13 protein-coding genes are annotated in these 23,757 nt (G+C 28.6%); 7 read left to right on the top strand and 6 right to left on the bottom strand.

The window, feature by feature from the left end; genetic code table 11:
- Nucleotides 1–556: 556 nt before the first annotated feature.
- Nucleotides 557–757: a hypothetical protein gene (locus HACICURV3402_RS03395; RefSeq protein WP_331869766.1), complete on the top strand. Its 201-nt coding sequence runs from the start codon at nt 557–559 to the stop codon at nt 755–757.
- Nucleotides 709–2,394: an exodeoxyribonuclease V subunit alpha gene (gene recD / locus HACICURV3402_RS03100; protein WP_331869765.1), complete on the top strand. Its 1,686-nt coding sequence runs from the start codon at nt 709–711 to the stop codon at nt 2,392–2,394. Before HACICURV3402_RS03395 ends, recD begins: the two co-directional genes overlap by 49 nt.
- A 1,808-nt stretch (nt 2,395–4,202) precedes the next feature.
- On the opposite strand, the gene ansP is transcribed toward recD, so the two are convergent.
- From ansP to gmk, 3 genes are all read right to left on the bottom strand, one after another.
- Nucleotides 4,203–5,636, bottom strand: coding sequence for an L-asparagine permease (gene ansP / locus HACICURV3402_RS03095; RefSeq protein ID WP_157992933.1), 1,434 nt, complete (start codon nt 5,634–5,636; stop codon nt 4,203–4,205).
- Between the two features lie 940 nt (nt 5,637–6,576).
- On the bottom strand, nt 6,577–6,852 hold the full coding sequence (gene rpoZ, locus HACICURV3402_RS03090) for a DNA-directed RNA polymerase subunit omega (RefSeq protein WP_157992846.1): 276 nt from the start codon (nt 6,850–6,852) through the stop codon (nt 6,577–6,579).
- A 62-nt stretch (nt 6,853–6,914) separates the two neighbouring features.
- Nucleotides 6,915–7,538 carry a guanylate kinase gene (gmk, locus tag HACICURV3402_RS03085; RefSeq protein WP_157992845.1) on the bottom strand — a complete coding sequence of 208 codons (624 nt, stop codon included), beginning with the start codon at nt 7,536–7,538 and terminating at the stop codon, nt 6,915–6,917.
- A gap of 1,761 nt (nt 7,539–9,299) precedes the next feature.
- Between gmk and csdE the strand changes: the two genes are divergently transcribed.
- From csdE to purB, 5 genes are all read left to right on the top strand, one after another.
- On the top strand, nt 9,300–9,731 hold the full coding sequence (gene csdE / locus HACICURV3402_RS03080) for a cysteine desulfurase sulfur acceptor subunit CsdE (RefSeq protein WP_232037525.1): 432 nt from the start codon (nt 9,300–9,302) through the stop codon (nt 9,729–9,731).
- Between the two features lie 312 nt (nt 9,732–10,043).
- A complete protein-coding gene (locus tag HACICURV3402_RS03075) occupies nt 10,044–10,679 on the top strand; it encodes a riboflavin synthase subunit alpha (RefSeq protein WP_157992844.1) in 636 nt (211 codons plus the stop codon).
- Between the two features lie 2,729 nt (nt 10,680–13,408).
- Complete coding sequence (mnmA, locus tag HACICURV3402_RS03070; RefSeq protein ID WP_157992843.1) at nt 13,409–14,536, top strand: tRNA 2-thiouridine(34) synthase MnmA; 1,128 nt, start codon at nt 13,409–13,411, stop codon at nt 14,534–14,536.
- Between the two features lie 2 nt (nt 14,537–14,538).
- Nucleotides 14,539–15,183, top strand: coding sequence for a high frequency lysogenization protein HflD (gene hflD / locus HACICURV3402_RS03065; RefSeq protein ID WP_157992842.1), 645 nt, complete (start codon nt 14,539–14,541; stop codon nt 15,181–15,183).
- Nucleotides 15,184–15,208: 25 nt separating this feature from the next.
- Nucleotides 15,209–16,576, top strand: coding sequence for an adenylosuccinate lyase (gene purB, locus HACICURV3402_RS03060; RefSeq protein WP_157992841.1), 1,368 nt, complete (start codon nt 15,209–15,211; stop codon nt 16,574–16,576).
- 381 nt (nt 16,577–16,957) lie between these two features.
- On the opposite strand, the gene cysQ is transcribed toward purB, so the two are convergent.
- The 3 genes from cysQ to pitA all read right to left on the bottom strand — a co-directional run bounded on the left by cysQ (nt 16,958) and on the right by pitA (nt 22,904).
- Entirely contained in the window at nt 16,958–17,701 is a 744-nt protein-coding gene (gene cysQ, locus HACICURV3402_RS03055; protein ID WP_157992931.1) for a 3'(2'),5'-bisphosphate nucleotidase CysQ, read from the bottom strand.
- 1,512 nt (nt 17,702–19,213) lie between these two features.
- Nucleotides 19,214–19,678 (bottom strand): SoxR reducing system RseC family protein, encoded by a 465-nt coding sequence (locus tag HACICURV3402_RS03050; protein ID WP_157992840.1) that lies wholly within the window; start codon nt 19,676–19,678, stop codon nt 19,214–19,216.
- A gap of 1,726 nt (nt 19,679–21,404) precedes the next feature.
- Entirely contained in the window at nt 21,405–22,904 is a 1,500-nt protein-coding gene (pitA, locus tag HACICURV3402_RS03045; RefSeq protein WP_157992839.1) for an inorganic phosphate transporter PitA, read from the bottom strand.
- Nucleotides 22,905–23,757 lie beyond the last annotated feature (853 nt).

The raw sequence follows: 23,757 nt of genomic DNA, 5'->3' as shown, positions 1-23,757 counted from the left end.
AAGAGAAAGATGTTTTGTAAATATCTAGGATATTAAACATCCTTTTAATACAAAATATAATTTTAGTTTATGTACTCTGTTAGTAAATGGTATTGGTTTGTAATTTATATTAGAAACTATATAACATCGTAGGTCTATCCTACGCAAAACCTTGTCAATTATAAAACAATTCTAGAGGTAGAATTAGAGTTAAAATAAAAAGATGTATTGCTTGTTGATTTAAAAATTTATCTTCTAAGTAGAGCTATAAGCATGATAGGGCTACTAATATTGTAGCGATAGGTATATTCCTATAGTAGGGTAGTTAGTTATCTATACTTTAAGGAGTAGAAATAAGAATTTATATATTAATTAATATAGGTTTTCAAGATGGATCTCCATTTTAAAAAGCAATAATTAAATATTAATAGTAAGACATTATAGTAGACTACTTAAAGTAATATGTTCATTTGGATTTTTTATTCACATCTAAAATTAATATATTTTAAATATGGCATGATGGTGTGCTTAGTTATATCATGTATTTTTTAATTATTATAAATTCGGCATATAAATTATGAAGTTAATAGAACTATTGTATCTCGGACAAGAGAAGAATCTATTTCGTTCTTTTGATGTGCAGTTTGCTAGAGTTATAGCAAGAGAAGAAAATTCTATTTTAATGCTAGCAACAGCATTGTTGAGTCGTGATGTCGGAGAAGGACATGTATGCCTTCCTTTATCACAGATACATCCAGAGTTTTTTTTTATGGTTTAAATCAAGAGTTAGCTCAATCTATATGGCAATCTGTTAACATGCCCCAGGATGTAGAGTTATTATTACATATGTATTCAGAAGTTAGTGATGGGACAAAAGTATCTCCATTAGTATTAAAGAATAAGCATTTATATTTACACCGTATGTGGAAAAGCGAAAAAGTGGTGCTTGATTTTATAAGATATAAAAGTTGTCTTATTCATTCAGAGGAAGGTAAGATTCGTAAGATACTAGATTTTTATTTTGGTCAAGAGGATCGATTTGACTGGCAAAAGATCGCGGCTGCAGTCGCGCTTACATCTCAAATATCAGTAATTTCTGGTGGACCTGGAACAGGAAAAACAACTACAGTAGCAAAGATTTTAGCTAGTTTAATTAATTTATCATTATCACCTCAGTGTATTAAAGTGGTTGCCCCGACTGGTAAAGCAGCATCTCGATTAACGGAAGAACTAGGTTTATTTTTACAGAATTTTATTTTAGATGATTGTGTTTTAGAGAATTTTCCCTTAGAAGCCACAACCTTACATAGGCTTTTAGGGGCTAAAATTGATAGTCAACATATGTATTATAATAGTTGTAACACTCTTCCGGTGGATGTTCTCGTAGTTGATGAATCTTCTATGATTGACTTATCAATGTTTGATAATTTAATTTCTGCTTTACCTAGTCAGGCACGGGTAATTTTTCTTGGTGATCGTGATCAGATATCTTCAGTAGAAGCTGGAACGGTATTTTCTGATATATGTCACTATTCTGATAATAGATACAGCCCTGACCGTTGTGTTCAGCTTTCTCGTTTAACTGGTTGTAACGTTATGACTCATGAATATAGCGATGTTTCATCAGTTGGTAATATGATTTGCTTATTGCATAAAAACTATCGTTTTAAAATAGAATCTGGGATTGGGCATCTAGCTGAAGCAGTCAATAGAGGCGATATTGGATTAGTTGAGCAAGTATTAAAGAGTGATTGTGATGATATTACTTACTATACAATAACAGGAGATTCTGATTATCATGATATGATAAAAATTATTACAGAAGGGTATTACTATTATTTAAGAAAATTAAAAGAAGGGTTAGGACCAGATAAGGTTTTAAATGCTTTTAGGCGATTTCAGGTTTTATGTGTGTTACGTGAAGGTTTATATGGTGTATTAGGAATGAATCAGTCTATTGAACATATTTTATATCAGGAGGGGTTGATTAGTCATGAAATGTTTTTAGATTATCCTTGGTATAATGGTCGTCCAGTTATGATTTTGCATAATAGCAAGGAACTTAAATTATCTAATGGTGATATTGGTATAGCTATCAAGGATGAACACGAACAGTTACGAGTCTGGTTTCCATTATCCAATGGAGGTGCGGTAGCTATTGACCCTTCTCGATTACCATTGCATCAGACTGCTTTTGCAATAACAGTACATAAGGCTCAAGGTTCAGAATTTGAGAATGTAGTATTGGTTTTACCCACCCAGGTCATGCCTATTTTGACGCGCAAATTATTCTATACAGCAATTACTCGTGCTAAGAAGTCTTTGACCATTTACGCTAATCAATTGGTTCTGGAGAGCTCTGTAAGAATGAACATCAAACGTCAGAGTGGTCTAGCGTATCAGATGCATCACTAGTAAAGTTATGTTATGTAAAAGATTATAAGAAATACTGCTAACACTATTCAATTTTTTTTGATTAGAATAGTATTGAAATATACTTAAATCTAATCTGATCAAATGTTTGTCAAATAATTAAAGATAAGTTAAATAGAATAATTTAATTGATAAGGGTTTATTGCATCAAAGAAGTAGGTTATAAATTTTTATAATTACAATAAAAGTTTTATTTTTAGTCAATATGAACTAGATAATAAATATTTAATATTTTTTTAGGAGATTGACAATATTTTAATTCTAATTTTATTGATTTTTATTAATTGATTTAGTAAGAAATGAGGTATTCATATATGTGACAATATAAAATTAAAAGAAAATATTGTTATTTTTTTTGATCCTAATTGTATGATTCAAAGGTTTGAAACATTATTGTTCTTTATTTTATAATTGTGTTCTTAAGATTGGTTGGATTAACTGTAGATACATTGATTGAAAATAATAATATCTAGAAAATCTCTTTGTCAGGTGAGAAAAATCTCTTGAAAAATTTTTTGCTTAATTTCTGATATTTTGTAGAGAATAAGTGTATAGATTGTCTATGATGATATAGCTAATTTTATTTTGATTATGTTAATAGTTTGCAGACAGATTAGTGTTTTCGTAATATTAGGCATGTTTGTTTTAGATATATTATAGTGAATTACATTTATCTTCAACTTTGGAGTCAGATTAGTTTTGTATATAATATATTATATTTTAATAAAACTTACTTATTCAGTATTTATATAAAAGAATGTATATTCTATCAATATAATTTTTATATTAGAGTAGTTATTTTCTTATTTCCTTCTTTTCTAGAATAAATGATCATATTTTATTTTTTTAAGATTATTTAACTCAAATAGGAATAAAAAATTTAACTTTCATTCTGGACTTTATATAAAGAAATAGAAATTAAATTTTAAATTATTTTTTCTTAAGAGCAAAATTCTCTATCCAATCTATGTGATATGAGTTCCTAAATTGTAATTAAATTTATTTAAATATGATAAACAAGGTTTGTTGATGATTAATATATTTTAGTGATAATTATAATTTATTTAGATATACCCAAGAAGAATTTAAATTAGTAAATTTATTTTTTTCCATTCATATAGTTATGTTACTAATTTTTATAGATATAGCTCGTCATGTAAATTTTTTAGTCAATGCATTTTTATGATAAAACGTTATTAGGCTTATTATCGTGCATTATGGTAATGTTGGGTTAATGAATAGATTGGTTTTTTAATCTAGTTTTTTTATATCTATGTGTTCAGTAGTGAGATTGTCATTTTTTTAATAAATTTAATTAAGATAAAAAATATAGATTTTAATGTTATAGAGGATTGTTAGTGTTATTAACAATCAATAGATCTTTAATTATAAGAATATCTATGAATGATTTAAAATTTATGCACTTTTTTAATTAGAACTAATAGAATGAAAGTATAATCTCTATTTATTAGGAAAGGTTCACTTAAAAATATAATGATAAATATTTTATTACATTTGATCACATAAGTAATGATTAATGAATGAATTTTTTGTATAACAAAATTGAGGAATTAAGTTTGATTGATATGTATTTTGGATGTTATATATTCATTTTGTTACTGAGGTAATAGCTTGATTGTTAGAATGGAAGGTAATGTCCTTTAAATTGGGAGTAAGTTTAGTTATATTGATTGTTTAATTTATTTCTAAATTCTTCTTATGCGTAATGACAAGAAGAATTTAGAAAACATAAGATATTAATTAATTATTATGCAGATAGTTTACCTACTTTATTGAGCTAGAGAGTGCACACGTCTGCGAACGCGGAGCCAGCCTAGAGTAAGTACTACCGCTAATAATGGTATTGATGCAATCGTATAGGTTCCATTTGGATAATCAAAGGCCATTAAGCCTAAAACGCTTACTAAGAAAATTAAAGTTAACCAAGATGTAACTGGAGATCCTGGAAGTTTAAAACTAATATCCTCGGCCTTGCCTTCTTTAATTGCTTGACGTAGTCGAATTTGACAAATAACAATAAAACCCCAAGATGAAATAATTCCTAGGGTTGCGATATTTAGAACGATTTCGAAGACGCTAGAAGGAAGGATGTAATTGAGATATACACCAACTATATATACAGCAACAGTCATAATAATTCCTATATATGGAACTTGCTGACTACTCATCCTCGACATGCATTTAGGAGCTGAGCCACCCATTGCCATAGAGCGTAAAATACGACCTGTAGCATATAAGCCAGAGTTTAAACTTGAAAGTGCTGCACTAAGTACTACAATATTCATAATGCTACCAGCATATGGTAGACCTAGTTTAGAGAAGAAAGTAACAAAAGGACTTTGCCCCGCTTGGTAAGCGTTCCAAGGAAGTAGTAAAACCAATAATACTACTGATCCAACGTAAAAAAGACCAATGCGCCAGATCACACGATTAATAGCTTTCGGTAATATTTTTTGCGGGTCTTTGCATTCACCTGCCGCTGTTCCTACTAGCTCAATAGATGCAAATGCGAACACCACGCCTTGAACTAATACAAGAGCAGGTAGTAAGCCGTTTGGAAAAAAACCTCCATTATCAGTAATTAGATGAAAGCCGGTTGTGTTTCCATCTAACGTCTGTCCGCTTCCTAAAAAAAGAGATCCTACAATTAAAAATATAACAATAGCCAGCACTTTAACAAGTGCAAACCAAAATTCCATCTCAGCAAACCACTTGACTCCAACCATGTTCATACCTCCAACAATAGCTAGAGCTCCAAGCGCAAATACCCACTGCGGTATGTCATTACAAGCAGTCCAGTAATGCATATATAAAGCCACAGCTGTAATATCAACTATTCCAGTCATTGCCCAGTTGACAAAATACATCCAACCTGCTACATATGAAGCTTTTTCACCTAAAAATTCACGAGCATAAGAAACAAAGCTTCCACTTGAAGGGCGATGTAGTACTAATTCACCTAGCGCCCGCAAAATAAAGAATGAAAACACACCGCATACCAAATAAACTAATGCTAATGCTGGTCCAGCGATTTGTAAGCGAGCACCGGCGCCAAGGAATAGACCTGTTCCAATTGCTCCACCGATAGCAATCATCTGAACATGGCGATTGTCCATTGCTTTATGATAACCAGAGTCTTGAGCGTTTAACCAACGTCTTGTTGAAGCGCGTTTTGCTGCGCTCGTTTTGTTATCTTCGTTCATATATAATCCTAGTTGTTCAGTTGACTGATAGTGCAATTACCTGTCCAGGTATTGTTATACCGTGTGCAGTATCTAGGTAGAATATTAAATATTTATATATTCGATAGTGTAACTAAGTCTGTCATTATTTCATCTATAAGCTAATTCATTTCTCTATGCCCCTCTGATAAACATCATTACTACTTATCCTGTAAAATACAGTGACCTATCCTAGCCCTTCTTAATTAATAGACGCACAATATAGGATATTATTAGGTGTAAAAGTGATATTTTTAGCATTATTTTAAATTTATTTATGATACTCTTTCTTTTTTTCTTGTGTCTAGTATGAGAATTTTGAATTAATATTTTATTTTCAAAATATGGAGCTATAATTATTCAGATTAATAATAAAGACTATAAACTATAATGTGATATATAACTTAAGTACAAGAAAGTAAAAGTAGTTGGTGAAAGCATGTATTTTTAAAAATTATTATATTTTTAATTATATTTATTTATTATTTATGTAATACACGATGTTATTCTTTCTATTGAAAGAAGATGGTTTGTTTTTTTATTTTACACACACCTTCTCTCAGAGTAAAAATTCTCAGTAGATAGGTTTGTTTTCAGATAAGATAGGGTCGGAAGGCTGCTTAGAAGAATATGTTGATTATGATTGATTATAAGAGCGATTAATATCAATATATTGCATAACGTTGTATCGTTAGTCAACATGTTTTTTTAAATTGATCATCATAGTGTTTTTATTCAATAAGAAATTATGGTTTGGTTAGGTAAAAATATAAAGATTCAAGTTTTCTCTCTAGTAATGCATTGGTCTATATATATTAGATATTAAGAATGAGACATTATACTTTAATTGTTAGAGTTTTCTTGCTATGGCTACGTGATTTATCAGACTTAACGGATAACATTTTATGCTATCCGTTAAATCTTAAAAATAATTTTTATTAATATTTTTAACCTCTTTCCATTCTTTATGTGTGTGATCTGTTCGTTCCTGGCAATCTAATATGTCAAGAATGTGGGTAGTAATAAGGCCTTGTTCAATTTCTCGAAGGGCAATGACTGTAGACTTATCATTTTTTTTTGGCACCAAAGGGCTTTTCCCACTACTTTGTATTTGACGAGCTCGCCGAGCTGCTACTAGAACTAGATCAAATTGATTACCAATTTTTTTTACTGCATTTTGTACGGTTATGCGCGCCATTATGATAGGTCTCGAATTTATTAGGATTAAGTAATTAGAGGTTAAGTATAATAAGTCAACCTTTAGACTGTCAGTAATTTATTTATTAAAGTTTTAGCACGTACTTTTTGACGGTTTAGACGTAAACGTTCAGATTTAATAATAGTCTGAAGATCTATAAGAGCATCGTCGAATTTTTGATTGATTATTAGATAATCATATTCTACATAATGACTGATTTCAGTCATAGCCTGGGCCATTCTCTGAGAAATGATAAACTGAGTATCTTGATTTCGTTGACATAATCTACGTTGTAACTCTTTTTTTGAAGGGGGTAATATAAAAATACTTTTAGATTTTGGCATTACCTTTCGAATTGCTCTAGCTCCCTGCCAGTCTATATCAAGTAATAAATCAAACCCTTGTTGTAGTATATTGGTAACATTTTGATGTGAAGTACCGTAGTAATTTCCAAAAACTTTAGCGTACTCTAAAAATTTTTTTTTATTAATCATGCTACGAAATTGATGGTCTTTAATAAAGTAATAATGTTCCCCATGATATTCTCCTGATCTTATTGTACGCGTAGTATGAGAGATTGATAGTTTTATATTCAATAGAGGTTTAATTTTTAAAAGTGATTGAATTAAACTTGATTTTCCGGCTCCGCTAGGAGCGGAAATAATAAATAGTATACCTTCATGCATTAGCTTTATAAGTTAGTTTAAAGTTGAAATATTTATTTAAAGAAATTGCATTGAATCCTAAAGTACATAAGTCATAATGTTATGAATAAGATAAAACTTATAGATAATATGATATATATTATCATATAAATCTAGAGTCTCCCATAGTAGCACCGTCTATATTAAAGAACTTTACATTTATTGTTTTATAGAAAGAAAGTAACATTATCTAGATTATAGAGCTTTTTGATCCATAGCTTATTTTTTAGTTAATTCGTAGAATTAGGTCTAGGATGTCTGTTTTTACTGATTTATGAAAATATTTTATTGCAAGAAATGTACGGCAGTTTTTTACTATTTTTCCATATTTGATCTATGTGACGATTAAAACGAGATAGGAAAAGAAATACTGCTTAAAGGTTGGAAATATAGCTTAATTAAGGGCTTATAGGTAATAACAATTGATTAGATTAGCGTTATAACATAAGACTCAATTATGTAGTTTTTATCATATAAATTCAGTAATACTGTTTAAAATTTGATTTAATTTTTTGGCTAAAAGAGTGTTACATATTTTCTAATAAACTTTCACTGTATTATCCATATTTTTATTAAACTGCTTATATATAAGAATAATATGTTATGTAATCAAATTAGCCTGGCCTTTCATTGAAAGGTATAAGTGGGGTTTTTTTATTTGTCCTGGCTATTTACTTAGAGTTGTAAGTTGGAAGCGTTTACGAGAAAGGTTGATGCATAACTATTGAATACAATATTTGAAATGTAATACGATTATATGAGCTTAATCAATAGTTAGAATTGTTATGATTTATTTTTTATGTATATGTATTTTTGGTGAATTTTTTCGTGATTTTTATTAGATTAGAAGGTCTTTAAATTATAATCTATTAGTATTATTTTATAGAAAGAATTGTATATACTGGATCATAAAAAGTTATTTTTGAGTGATTTATTACTTAAGATGTTTTGAGAAAAAGTAAGATCGCATGTATCTGAATGGTGGGTTCTATTTTTATTATAAAATACGAGATTATATATTTTATGTACCATACAGATAAAGAGCTTTTAATTTAAAGTCAGTATTTTCTATGGTTATATTTAACCTTTTATAAAAAAATATGATCTAGGATCTTATGACATTAAATGTCTATATACTAGAAAAGTCACTGAACCACTTATCCTAAGCGGTTAAGTGACTAGCGTAATATAGTTTAATGATTATTTATGTATCATATTGTCTATATTCAAGAGAATAATAAGTCGCATAGACCATTGGTATAAGATCAAATTTTTTTAAAAAAATTAAAACCTAGTTATAGTTTTTTTATAGGTTCTTATGATGAATATCATATGATGAATTATAATATCGTATAGATATATTATCAATGAGTTAATTAACGATATTTAATTTTAATGTTAAAGATTTTTACATACAAGCTAATACATTAATAAAAAATTTATTAATTATTTTCATCTAAAATTATCAGATCTTTAATAAATATAATGTATATATTTTTTTATTTTATTTAAACTTGATTACTAGTGCATGAATTATATTTTTTATATAAACAAATAATCTGTGATTATAGTGGTCAAGTTCATGAAATAATAAATAACATCATATATATCATTATTACTTCGACGTAATTATGACAGAATTTCTTCGAAAAGGAGTATAAATAGCAACTCTATGATTTCATTCATTTATTGTCAAAAGTTACATATGTTATGGAACATATAATCAACAGAGAGTTATTGATTATGCATCCTTTTGGTAAATCTATTACATCTGATTTCTTGTTAGATCAATTTTCTTATTTTACTGAATGGGAGGAGCGATATCGATACCTAATTCTATTAAGTAATCAGCTTCCCAAGCTACCTGATTCTATTAAAACCAATCAACTATCTGGGATAGGTTGTTCCAATCGGATTTGGTTTGGACATAAGATGCAGAAGTGTAATAAACTGCATTTTTATGGTGATAGTGATGCGCGAATAATTCGCGGGCTTATTGCGATTTTATTAACCCTTATTGAAGGTCAACGACCTAGTGATTTATGTAAGAAGGATCTATTTAGTTTTTTTATAGACTTAAGGTTAGAAGATTGTTTGACTATAGGTCGTAGCGCTAGTCTCAGTATTTTATCTAATAAAGCTCTAGAGATAGCATGGCAGTATGTAGAAAAATAAGTTATACGAAATTGATAGATCATTAATTTATATTGGACTTGATTGAAATTAGGGTTTAATAATGAAAAGATAAGGGATTGTTAGAAAGAGAGAAGTTTGTTCAAGTGTTTATTAGAATTTTATTCTATGACTTAAATGGTAAGGGTCTTGCATTTTATCATTAGTATTTTTATATATTGTATTTTAAAACGTTAATGGAATGGTTTTAAGGGAGGAATATAAATATAGCGTTCAACATTAATAACAGAATGATAGTCTTTTCTGTATGATCAGAAAATTACATAATATGTTCTTATGAGATTGAGGTTAAATATGTTTACCGGTTTGGTGCAGGGCACTGCAGAAGTATTTTTTATTGAGAATAAAATCAATTTAAGTACTTATGTGATTCAAATGCCATTAAATTTACTCTTAGGATTAGAAGTCGGTGGATCAGTTGCTTGTAACGGATGTTGCTTGACAGTTATTTCGGTTGAAAGTGATAAAATTAGTTTCGATGTACTGACAGAGACATTGAGACTAACTAATTTAAGTTTACTAAAAGTGGGTGAGAAAGTTAATGTAGAGCGTGCAGCTAAATTTAGTGATGAAATTGGTGGTCACTTAATATCAGGTCATATTATGATGACTGCGATAATTATTCGAATACGTAGTACATGTAATATTCACCAAATATGGTTTGAGGTTCAAGATTTTAATCAGATAAAATATATTTTTTATAAAGGATTTATTGCGATTGATGGTATAAGTCTGACGGTAGGAAAGGTTAGAAATAAAACATTTTGCGTGCATTTAATTCCAGAAACATTATCACGAACTACATTAGGTCTAAAGATTCTTGGTCAGAAAGTCAATATTGAAATTGATTTAAATACTAAATCAATTGTTGATACACTAGAGAGGTTTTTACTTGTTAGAAAAAATTTAAAATCATCTTTCTCTATCTGAGTTAAGATGGTGTGATGGCGTTCTTATTTATATGCTTATATAACATAAGTATGATTAATTAGTTTGTACTATTAGATAAGATAAAATCTTTAAATTATTCATTTTTTTTGGATCGGTGTATATAGATTAAAAATCTATCATTGATGCAATCAGATGATAATAAGTAATATATGACTTTTGGGGTCCTGAATTTATAACAGTTCTTTATCATCGAACGAGTGCTTTATAAGTCTTTTCGTAAAAGAAAAAGATTAAATTGTTTTAATCTATTACAGTTATAAACGTATAATTGTATTCATGTATTTTTACTAATTATTTAGTTTATCTTAAATATATAAATATGTATTTGTTTATTATTTCTTTTGTTTATTCATGAATTAAGAGAATCTATGTGATCCATTTACTATATGTATATATTTTATTTTTTATATATCCCGGATAAGAAGAAATAATTAATATTATGTATGTTATAAAGATGAGATTGTTATGATCAGATTAGTTGTCCATGGGATAGGATGAAATTAAAATAGAGAGTGCTTAGATAGATATGCTAATTTTAGTATATATTAGATATCATGTTTTAGGTTATATCCATTGTTTTATAGTCTAGACTAAACTTAGGCTAGTGTAGCCTATGCAAGATTAGAATTAAGATATATAGTCTTCAATAATCTAACATAATATTAGTCTTCCATAATCTATAGTTTTTAAAAAATAAACAATTGAACATAGGTCTGACCTTAATTGCTATAATGCAGGTAGAAGCAATGATAGTTCTAAATATTCTTACTGAAGAAGTGTATGTAGTGTGCCATCTATTATTTCTTGAGATGCTACAGAATTTATAAAACACCTTGGTAGGTGTAGCGATGATTTCCCTGAATAAATAGAAAGATGTTGAATATATTTTTTAGTATAGTTTTTGTAAGAGTTTTATAAAGAAATAATTTTTTGAGTATGTTAATAATCGATAGAGATTCTGTATTTTAGTAATATTGAGAGTTATAAGTTATTACTGTGATGTTTAGATACAAATCAATAATTAGAGTTACTATAACTATAACGCAATGTGTTTTAGGGGGGGGAATGTATTCTGCTTTTCATTAATTTTTCTTAATTGTTGTTTATTTTAAAAATGTATTAAATGAAATTTGGTGATAAGTCCTGAAAAGTAATGTATATTGATTATATGATTTTTCAAATCGTGTTTTTCTTTTTGATGATTTCTCTAAAAACTAGATTTATTTTGTAACTTAGATAAGAAGGAATTATTTAATAAATTGAAAATAATTAGATAATCAGTGAGATAAAGATTTAGTGTAAGTACACAATTTTATTAAATTTTAGTATGATTTTTTAACTAATGTCTATTGGATATTACAGTTGATTACATACATGAGTTGATCAAGGTAATTACTTATTTCATGAGAAAAAGGCAATTTTTGTTTATATTGAGTATGTTTTTTTAATTATGATGTTTTAGAATGATCAGAATGCTATTTTTATTGCGCTCTACTAAAGTAAAAGAGCTTTGATATGTATTTCTATAAAAAAATAAAGTTGTAATAGTTTACTATATAAAATAGGGTTATATTACCTTATAATTTGATATAATTTGGAAAAATTTTCTAATAAAATATTAATATATAGAATAATTATATGTAATATATTAATAATATGGTTTTTATCTGATTTGATTATTATTTGCGTTATCTGTCTATCTATTTTCATGAGTAATTGTATCAAAATACTATTTTTTTTATTCACTACATCGAAAAGTATTAAGATGATTTTAATCACTGATTTTTGATGTTAAATATATAACCTTGTCATCTTAAATGAAATTTATAATTAATTTTAATAGTCATGCAATACTGAAAAGTTGGGAATCAATTATGATGCGTTTACGAATGATAATTTATAATTGTTTAATTGTTATTAAGAGGTGCTCATAGGTTATAGTTATAATTATACTTATTATTTTACTTTAACTAACAGTATGTTGCTATTCATAAGATGGTTCTTAGTAATATATTGTTAATATGTGTATTGTCTGCATACTCTATGATAGTGATATAGATAGTTTGTAGTTATTCAATATAGTGTTCATATTGCATCCGATTGATTATGATTAGTGATTTTTACATCAAGTTAAAATATGGATTTATAGATGTAATTGTTAAATTTTATCTATCTTTATGTAGCATATTATATGACTTACATAAATGATATTAGATAATGACAGTTCAAGATATAGATCAAGATAAGTAGTGTGAAGAAAGAACGAGTGTTATGTATATCAGATTTCTGACGTCAGGATTGAGTTTTTTAGGGTTAAGTTTTTTCTTACTGAATGAGCAATGATAATTAATTCGATAATAACTAAGGGTCATTTTTTTTATTCTTTGTTATTAAAGGTCAAGCGTTATGAGGTCATTATTGACAGAGATGAGAGGAGATATCTTAATTTTGATATTGCGCAACCATATTATTGTTCTAATCACAAGCCTAGTAATTATATTAGGTTAGGGTCGCAGAAAGTTAGTTAAGGTGGATATTTAGATATATTAGTGGATATTGAATCAAATAATTTATGAATATTATTAAGCAATATTCCTAAATATTATGTTTTTTAATTTACTGTGATTAATGATCGTTCTAATAATAGTGTAGATGTCTGAGTATTTTTTAAGCTCTATCGGATTAGTGTTTTGAAGCTAGGTGATATAATGTCTGATAATAAAAAAAAAGTAATCGTTGGAATGTCTGGTGGTGTGGATTCCTCTGTAGCAGCTTTTTTATTGCAGAAAAAAGGTTATCAGGTTGAAGGTTTATTCATGAAGAATTGGGAGGGTGACAATGCTACAGAGCATTGCGAGGCAGCATCTGATTTAGCTGATGCTGAAACTACTTGTCAGCAGCTTGGTGTGAAGTTACATGTTGTTAATTTTTCTGCTGAGTATTGGGATTATGTGTTTCAGCCTTTTTTAGATGAATATAAATCTGGTAATACGCCAAATCCAGATATCTTCTGTAATAAAGAGATCAAATTTAAAATGTTTCTAGAGTTTGCGGTAGAGGATTTAGAAGCAGATTATATTGCTACAGGACATTATGTGCGTCGTAGAGATGTAAATGGTTGCCTCGAACTGTTACGGGGTGTAGATAGTAAAAAAGATCAAAGTTATTTTCTTTATACCTTAGGACATAAAGAAATCAAACGCAGTCTTTTCCCTCTTGGTGATTTATATAAATTTGAGGTACGAAAAATTGCTAAAGAACTCGGATTAATTACGGCAGAGAAAAAAGATTCAACTGGTATTTGTTTTATTGGTAAGCGTAATTTTTCCAGATTTCTTTCACGTTATTTGCCGGAACAGCCTGGTATCATTATTTCTGTTGATGGTGATAAAATTGGTGAACATCAGGGTTTGATGTATTATACGCTGGGACAGCGTAAAGGTTTAGGGATTGGTGGGAAAAAATTAAGTAATAATTATCCTTGGTACGTGGTAGATAAAGATATTTCCAAGAATATTTTAGTCGTGGCGCAGGGACATAGTCATCCCCATCTTATGTCAGTGGGACTAATAGCTCGGAAATTAAGTTGGGTGAATAGAAATTTATTAACAACTCAACTGAGTTGTGTTGTGAAAACTCGTTATCATCAGAAAGATATTCCCTGTATTTTAACTTTGTTAAATAATGATTGTATCATAGCACATTTTCAATATCCTGTGTCATCTGTCACGCCTGGTCAGTCTGGGGTGTTTTATCTTAATGATGTTTGTATTGGTGGTGGAATTATTGAACAACGTTTGCCGTTGCTGCCATGTGACTGGAGAAATAAGGAGTGACTGTGGTAAAAAAAAATCATGATATTGCCCTTTCTTTCGCAGGGGTATGTCAAGCCACACGGTTAGTGCAACAACTAGCACATCATGGTAAATGTTCGACATGGGCATTAAAAATTTCTCTTAATAGTTTGCTAGATTTAAATCCCGTTTCTACATTATCTGTATTTGGTAATAAAGCATCTAATCTTCAGTGTGGTTTGGAGACTTTAATAGGATTGTTTAACAGTAGAATTTATCAGGGTTTAACAAATGAAATTACTCATTATATTATGGGTATAATGATGTTAGAACGTCAGTTACAGGCTAGTAAAATAGCATTACAAAATTTATCTGGATGCATCATTAATCTCTCTAAACAATTAGATGATCACACTATAGATTCTACTAAAATAATAAGTGTAATTGCAGAAATGTATACTAATATCATTAGACCACTTGGTCCTTGTATTAAAGTTTGTGGATCTAAAGCGGTGTTGGAAAACATATATATACAAAATCAAGTACGTGCCATACTTCTTGCAGGTGTTCGTTCTGCTGTATTATGGAAACAGGTTGGAGGCAGTCGTTTTCAGTTATTTTTTTTTCGTCACCGTTTAGTAAAGGTGGCAAAGGATATATTGGAATCTTTAAACAAAGATAATATTTAATATTTTATTGTGTGGAGTCACGATCATGGAATTATGTTCCTTAACTGCTATTTCGCCTATTGATGGTCGTTATAGTGAGCAGGTCGCTCCTTTGCGGGTGATTTTTAGTGAATACGCCCTTTTAAAATTTCGTATTGAGGTTGAGATTCGTTGGTTACAAAAGCTATCTTCTTGTTTAGAAATTGATGAAGTTCCCGAGTTTTCTTCTGAAGAAAATGATTTTCTTGATACAATCATTAGTTCTTTCAATAACGAAGATGCTATGCGTATTAAGACAATTGAAAAAATAATTAATCATGATGTCAAGGCGGTAGAGTATTTTTTAAAAGAAAAAGTTGCGTCGATTCCTGCTTTGCATTCTATTTTGGAATTTATTCACTTTGCTTGTACTTCAGAAGATATTAATAATATTGCGTATGCATTAATGTTAAAAACAGTACGGAATGACATTCTTCTCCCTTTCTGGGAAAAAATTATTAATGTAGTTAAAGATTTATCTATACATTATCGAGAAATTGCACTTTTAGCTCGTACGCATGGACAACCTGCTACTACCACTACATTGGGTAAGGAAATGGCTAACGTGTGTTATCGATTGCAACGTCAATTAAAGCAACTAGAAAATATTGAGATCTTAGGTAAAATTAACGGTGCGGTTGGTAATTACAATGCTCATGTCGTTTCTTATCCAAGTGTAAATTGGTGTCAGATTAGTAAGGAGTTTGTGACTTCTTTTGGTATTAGCTGGAATCCTTATACCACACAAATTGAACCGCATGATTTTATTGCGGAGATGTTGCATTGTGTAACACGATTTAATACTATTCTTTTAGATTTTAATCGAGATATATGGGGTTATATCTCTCTTAATCATTTCACTCAGAAGATGATTGTTTCTGAGATTGGATCTTCTACTATGCCTCATAAAATTAATCCTATTGATTTTGAAAAATCTGAAGGAAATTTAGGCCTGTCAAATGCGATTTTAGATTATTTGGCAAGAAAGTTACCTATTTCGCGTTGGCAGCGTGATTTGACTGATTCCACTGTATTACGAAATATAGGAGTAGGGTTTAGTTATTCTTTAATTGCTTATCAATCTACTCTTAATGGTATTTCTAAATTAGAAGTCAATCATTCTTCTATATCAGAAGAGCTTAATTCTCACTGGGAAGTATTAGCTGAGCCTATACAGATGGTTATGCGTCGATATGGTATTGATAGACCTTATAATCAATTAAAAGATCTTACTCGCGGCAATAAAATTGATGCTAAAGAAATAAAAGATTTTATCGATGGTTTAGCATTACCCAAAAAAGAAAAAAAACGTTTAAAAGATATGACTCCAGCCACTTATATAGGTTATTCCGTGCAAATGGTCGATGATTTATAGTCGTCAATACGACGTTATTAAAAATGATAATTCTTCTTTTAGTTTATTTTATATGATAAGTGGTGGTGTTCTAGATTAATTGTTATAGTGGAAACTGTCTTTTTTATTTTTAGTTTCGGTAATGTCTATTTATTCTTTTAATATTTTTGTTACTGTATAACACATTTCTTCTATGATATTGTGTCTGATTATAGGTTACTGTATGAAATAATTTAACGCATTTATAATAATCAACTAACTATAGGAATTTGTTAATCTTACAGACTTTATTGCTTATTTCATATATGTGAGATAAGGACGTTTCTCATGTAATGGTATAATAAAAAAGTATCGGGGTGAGCATATCCTATTTTTTATATTTTTATATTATTCACAGAAATCTTATATTAATGATACAATAAATTCTGGATTAAGGCATGAATGAGTGGGGGTATAATCGATATGTTCTCCTTGAAAGTTAGTCATCTTAGCTCCTGATCCTATAGCGATTGCGTGTCCTGCACCTGTGTCCCAAATATGAGTTTTTCCTAATCTTGGATAGATCTGTGCTTTTCCTTCAGCTACCATACAAAATTTTAAGGAAGATCCCATCTTAATTACTTGGTGTTTTGGTAGTGTCTTGAGATAATTATTTAATTTTTTATTATTATTATGTGAACGGCTGATAACTACTATAGGCGGTTGTCTATTTTTTACTCGGAGTTGCATATTTAATCCATTTTCTTTTTTCCAAGCTTTATCCTTTATTGCATAATACATTTTTTTTAATGCCGGTGCGTATATGACACCTAATACAGGTATACCAGACTGGATTAATGCAATATTCACTGTAAACTCATCATTATGATTAAGAAATTCTGCCGTCCCATCCAGAGGATCTACTAACCAATATTGTGTCCAATTTTGTCGATTGATCCACAGATCTGACTCTTCTTCAGATAATATTGGTATCTGGGGGGTTAATATTCTTAAGCCTTCTGAAATAATCTTATGTGCTGAAAAATCTGCATTTGTGACTAAAGAGTTATCAGATTTTTTTTGTATATCTAAAGGTATAAATCCATTATATACTTGTATGATAGCGCAACCAGCTGTATAGGCTAGAGAACAAATTTTATCTATTATTTGTGTTGTGTATACCATACTTTCGTGTTCTAACATCAAGATTCCTTTATATTATCTAGTTTTGTGTAATATGATGTAGGATTTTAATAAATAACATGATTGTCAGAGTAATAAGTCAGTATATACTGTATTTAAGTATAATACATATATGTAAATTTTTTACATGTCTGTATTTTTACTACCTAGCTTTCTTTCGTGGATAATTTTTCTCATATTTTTCTATTTTTATAGGATATAATTATATATTATATATTATATATTAGTGTAGATTATATCATAATATACCATGCAGTCTATAGATGATAGAATATCTATAATAGGATTCATTGATGCATATAATGCTCTGGTATATATTAAACCATTTAAAGTCAAGTTTTAAGATAATTTTTGATGGTTATATTTTTAATTTTATTAAGATGACAGAATAATATTCTTATTCAAGAATATCTGTGATAGAGATAATTCAAAAGAAAAAATTTTAAAAAATAAATATTTATAGAATACTTATAATGGAATTAAGCTTATTGTGTGTAAATTAAGAGTCTAGTTGTCATGGTCTGTTTTTTATAGAACATTCAATATTGGTTCCAAAATAACACATGCTTAATCTATCTATATAAGAAAAAGACAGATGTTTGAACCATTATTCTTAAACAGTGAATATTTTATTATTAGATATGATTTTATATTATTTACATAATCTTAAATTTTTTTTGTAAAATGTCCATATATTTGATTATGGATAGAAATGTATTCTATATTTATTGTTTACTCCAAGCTCTCAGAAAATTTATAAGGAGTTGATTATATCCTATGATAATGTCATTATGACATAATTAACGTCTTGGTTTAATAATAGAATATTATTATTTAAATAATAAGAATTTTATTTTTTCGTATTGCAATGATAGTAGATAGATTTATAAAAAAATACTTTTTATTTAAATGATTATGTACATAAAAAGATTCTTTATCTAATTATAAATAATTGTTTAATTATCAAAAAAATTAAATATTGATATTCATAATACCTTTTAATATATAACAATTTTTTATATTTATGCAAAACTATTTTATTTATTTATTAAAATGAATTGATATAATTTAATATTTTTTTGGAATATATCATCGGTTGTATAGTTGATGTGTTTGAGGTATGCACATGATTTATTATTAAATACCATTATTCAATGGTATGCATTGTGACTCATCTGTTATCGCTACAATGCAAATTGACTTGAAAGTATTAAAATATATCACGACGGTGTATGATTTTAATCATTTATATTTTATTGTTAATTGTTAACATAAGGAGATTAGAGATTATAATGATTGATTAAATCGAGATGATTTTTGATATTTTTGTATAGTCTAGATAATGTTTTTAGTACATTTCTACATATTAGTATGATGCGTCTAGGTCATATAAAAATATAATTATGACCCATATGCTATCTTAGAGGTGTCTTTTTTCTGAGTATCTGATTACTCAAAAAGAGAGATGAAGAGTGACTAGTTCTTTATAGAAAGTTTGAGTGAACGAGATAGTATAGAGCTGTATATAATTACTGGTTGAAAAGATGGTGATTGCATTAATAATACAGATAGCCATTTTGTTAACAAAAATCCACTAATTCCTCCTAGTAACACTCCTATGATTGCTGCTAAATCAGTTTTTAAAAATATCTGAAACAATATGCCAGAAAGTAATAAACTCATCAATGGAGTTAGGTAAATGAGTAATGCCGTGATGAGCATGCTGGATTTAGATAAACCTATTTGAATTTGTTGTTTTGGTGCAAGAGCTTGATAGCTATATACTTCAATGATATATAAATTTTTAGAGGTGTTCTTTTTAAATCTATTTTTGTTATTTTCGGTACAAGAGATACAATTTATACAGGATCTATTTTTTTCTATATATAATGTAGCAAACCCATTATGATATTTTATCACTGTTGCCCATACTCGAATCATGTTTGATTCCTTAATATATTGCAATAAGATATGTCGTAATTTAATATAAAGTGCGTTTGGGAACTAGCTGTATATTCTGGGTATTAGTATAGACACATGATTTAAGATAAATATACTAAGTATTTATAAGTATTTAGTATCAAAGATTGTATGAATATTCTAAATTTAATAATTTATTTTAGTATTTTATCATTATTCCGTTTACTTAAATCTCGTATATTTCTACTACATTATAGTATACATGGTAAACATTGACTTAAATTGTAAGAAAGAAGAATAAGTTAGAGTCATTCAAAATAAACGAAGAGGTATTGTAGAATATATGTAATTTATGATTTATAACCTATAATTTATAATTAACAACCTATATTAAGTGTTGATTTATCTTTTTAAGCATAAGGTAGGTGAATTTTATCTATCCAAATATCAGGGTAGTAAAATAGAATCATTTTTTAATTAATATCGTATTTAATATGTGTGATCAATACTTATAATGTGCAACAAAGAAAATGTATCAATATAAATTTATTTGTACCCTTGATCTAAATATTATGCCACTTAACTGGCTCTTATTTTTTTAGGATGAGATAATTATATTATTATTTAATATATTTGTAATATATGCATATAAACTTATTTTTTGTGAATGGTTTTTTGCCTTGTTGTTTTATTTTTATATAAATTTAGAATATATATTCTGATATAATGTGTAATCTATGTTTTGATAGTTGAATAAAAGATATAGATAGTTCTTAGAAAGTAAGAGAATTTTTTTAAATAAAATGGATTGATCTATATTTTTATGAGTTTATTTTTTATATCAAGTAATATTGTCTTTGTCTATAAGATATGATAAATAGAATTTTTAGACTAATATATATATTCAGTTGATATATTTTAATATTTTATTTATTAGATATCAAACATCGATGAATTAAATGATATAGAATTAAATTCTATATTGATATTACAATCTATAAAAAATAGCATAATTCTATTAGATTTATCAATCTATAGAGTAATGATATCCAAGATATTAATAAGATTCAATCTTAAATTAAATAAGATAGATAGTTTCAATAAATGTGATTTTTTTATAGGATATTAATATATGGGGTATATCTTTTTCTTAGAACGATATTAGTATATTTTCATATGGTTGCTATTTGTTCTTTATCTATGTAATATATCTTCTATTAGTTTTTTTTGAAAAACAATACAATAAGTATTTGTATAGGAAAGTCTTAGTATTATAGTTCTATATATAATTGATGATAATGTTATCAAAATACAGGTTGTTAGATGAGGATATAATATAAAAATTATTTAGTATTTTTTGTACAAAAGAAAAAATATTTTTTGATGTAGGTATGGCTTGAAAATAGCTTTACAGAGTTTCATGTGAGTGATTGGTTTTAGTATTAATTTAACTATTTCTAGCTTAAAGTAAGTGATTAGATTTATAATTCATTGACACACTAGAATTATATTAGATGTTTTAGTATAATATACTTAGATTTGTGTAATTACTTATCCTAAGGGTCTTTAATAGTATGTTTAGATTAAATTATTGGTTTTTTTGGTTACTTTGTTTAGTAAATTTGTGAAAATTGATTATACCTTGAATACTATTTTATTTAGCAAGAAAGAGTAATTCGAGTTAATAAGTATAATAATATTATACATTAGTTCATTACTTTTTATAAGTTTTTCAGGATGTTATAATTCAGAGTATGGTTATCGTTATCCAATATAACGTTCCCGAAAGCATAATTGAAATAGGCAAGGTTAATACCCAAACAATGACAATATTTCTAATTGTAGGACCTTGCACTCCCCCCCCGCTGATTAACATGGTTCCTGCTACAGATGAAGAGAGAATGTGAGTGGTTGATACAGGCATTCCCGTGTAGCTAGCTACACCAATCGACATAGCTGCAGTGACCTGTGCAGCTACTCCTTGAGCATATGTCATGCCTGTTTTTCCTACTTTTTCACCGATTGTTATTGCAATGCGTTGCCAACCTGCCATTGTACCTAGTGATAGAGCTAATGCGACTAATAGTATAATCCATACAGGAGCATACTCGACGGTGCTGAGGATATCATGTTTTAGTTTTTTAAGAAAAACTTTTTCTTCATGTGTGATGTTTTTTGAGGAGGAAGCTATTTCTATTTTATCTGATATATGCATTAAGAGATGCCGTAATTGTCTTCGTTCTTCTAGGCTAAGTATTTGATAATTTGTGAGGTTATTAAGTATTTTTTGTGTTTCTTTGATTGGTAAGAGCAGTTGTGACATGTTTAAATTAGAATTAAATAGAGGAGTAGAATTTTCTTTTGATTCAAATCGTAGAATAGTTGATGATTTCTGTATGTTTTTTGGGAGGGACGGGATGTGTTGATGATAATATTGCTCGATATGGTTGATTGCATTTCGGGTACGAATAATTTCGTAATCACTGGCATGCATATTGACCACAAAACCAGCAGGTGCAACTCCAATAAGAACTAGCATGATAAGACCAATACCTTTTTGTCCGTCATTAGCCCCGTGCGAATAACTCACTCCTATTGCTGACAGGATTAGGGCCATTCGAATCCAGAACGGCGGCTTTTTCTTGCCATCGCATCTCTCCAACTCTATTGGAGTCATATGAATCTGTTTTTGTTTTGTACTTTTTCTCCAGTATTTCTGGAGGAGATGCATGAAGCTTCCGGCAATTATTAACCCTAAGAGCGGGGAAATGACCAGTGAGGTTAAGATATTTATCACTTGTGGAATATTGAGCGCATGGAGAATTGACGTTCCGGTTAACCATGCATTGGTCAGACTAATACCAATAATGCCACCAATTAAGGTGTGAGAGCTAGAAGCTGGCAATCCAAAATACCACGTACCAAGATTCCATATTATCGAAGATAATAACATAGAGCAAAGCATGATTAGTCCATGAAATGACCCAACGTTAAGAAGAAGATCAATAGGAAGAAGGTGTATAATGGCATAAGCAACACTTAGCCCCCCTAATAGAACACCGCAAAAATTAAATATTCCTGCCATGACAACCGCAAATTTAGAGCTCATTGCGCGAGTATAGATCACAGTCGCAACAGCGTTAGCTGTGTCATGAAAGCCATTTATAGCTTCATAAAATAATACAAAGAGAAGAGCTAGCAATAATAGTTCGCCATGGATATCAAGATTTGAAAATAGATCTAGCATAAGTGTGCGCCATTATAGGGGATATAAATGTATTATATTATTCAAAGATACACCATATCTTTGAAATTAAAAACGATTTACAATCATGAGCGAGTAGAGAAGTAATAACATGTTACAAATTGTATTTGTACAGCTAATAACATTAGAAATGTTGTTATCAGCGTTTTTGCAAGATACTAAATAAAATTTTAAAGCTTAATCAAACATAACAAGTGTAAACCTTTAATAACTACAACGTCACTTATATTTTGGTTCAAATTTAGATTTAACTTGATCGCTATGGATACATAAAGAATTAGAGTTTAGTCATATATGTGATCCTGATTACAGACAGTTGAATTTTTACGATCTCTCATCATTTTAGCAGTGTAACTGAAATAGCAGTAAATTAATATGGTAAATTATAGTTCTAAGGATGGATGTAGAATCGAGTATTATTTATAGAACATTGATTTAATTAGTATTGGTAGTATCTATATGTTATTTTATATTTATATTGCATTTTGTTTGGTATTCAGAAACATCTGTATTGTGTGTTTTGATAGCACTTATAATGATTTTTTTATTATTTTCTATATTGATATGTTTTATCTTTTTTAATTTGTAATATTATTTACCGTATTACAATGATTATAAGTTCATGATAGCTTGACGTTCTATGTGGTTTAATAAAACTGAGAAAGTTATTTGATAATACTTCTTTTATAACATGACTTTTAACAGAATTAGTACATGAATAGCAAGATATGGTTTGTCATTATTACATCTCTTATCTTGGAAAAGATAAGCCGATCTATCTGTTTCTGTGTGTCTGGTACGTTTTTTCTAAAATATGAAGATAGAATAAAGTATT

This window comes from Candidatus Erwinia haradaeae, assembly GCF_900698925.1.
GTDB classification, from domain to species: domain Bacteria; phylum Pseudomonadota; class Gammaproteobacteria; order Enterobacterales; family Enterobacteriaceae; genus Erwinia_E; species Erwinia_E haradaeae_I.
This window is presented reverse-complemented; position numbering and strand designations above follow the sequence as displayed.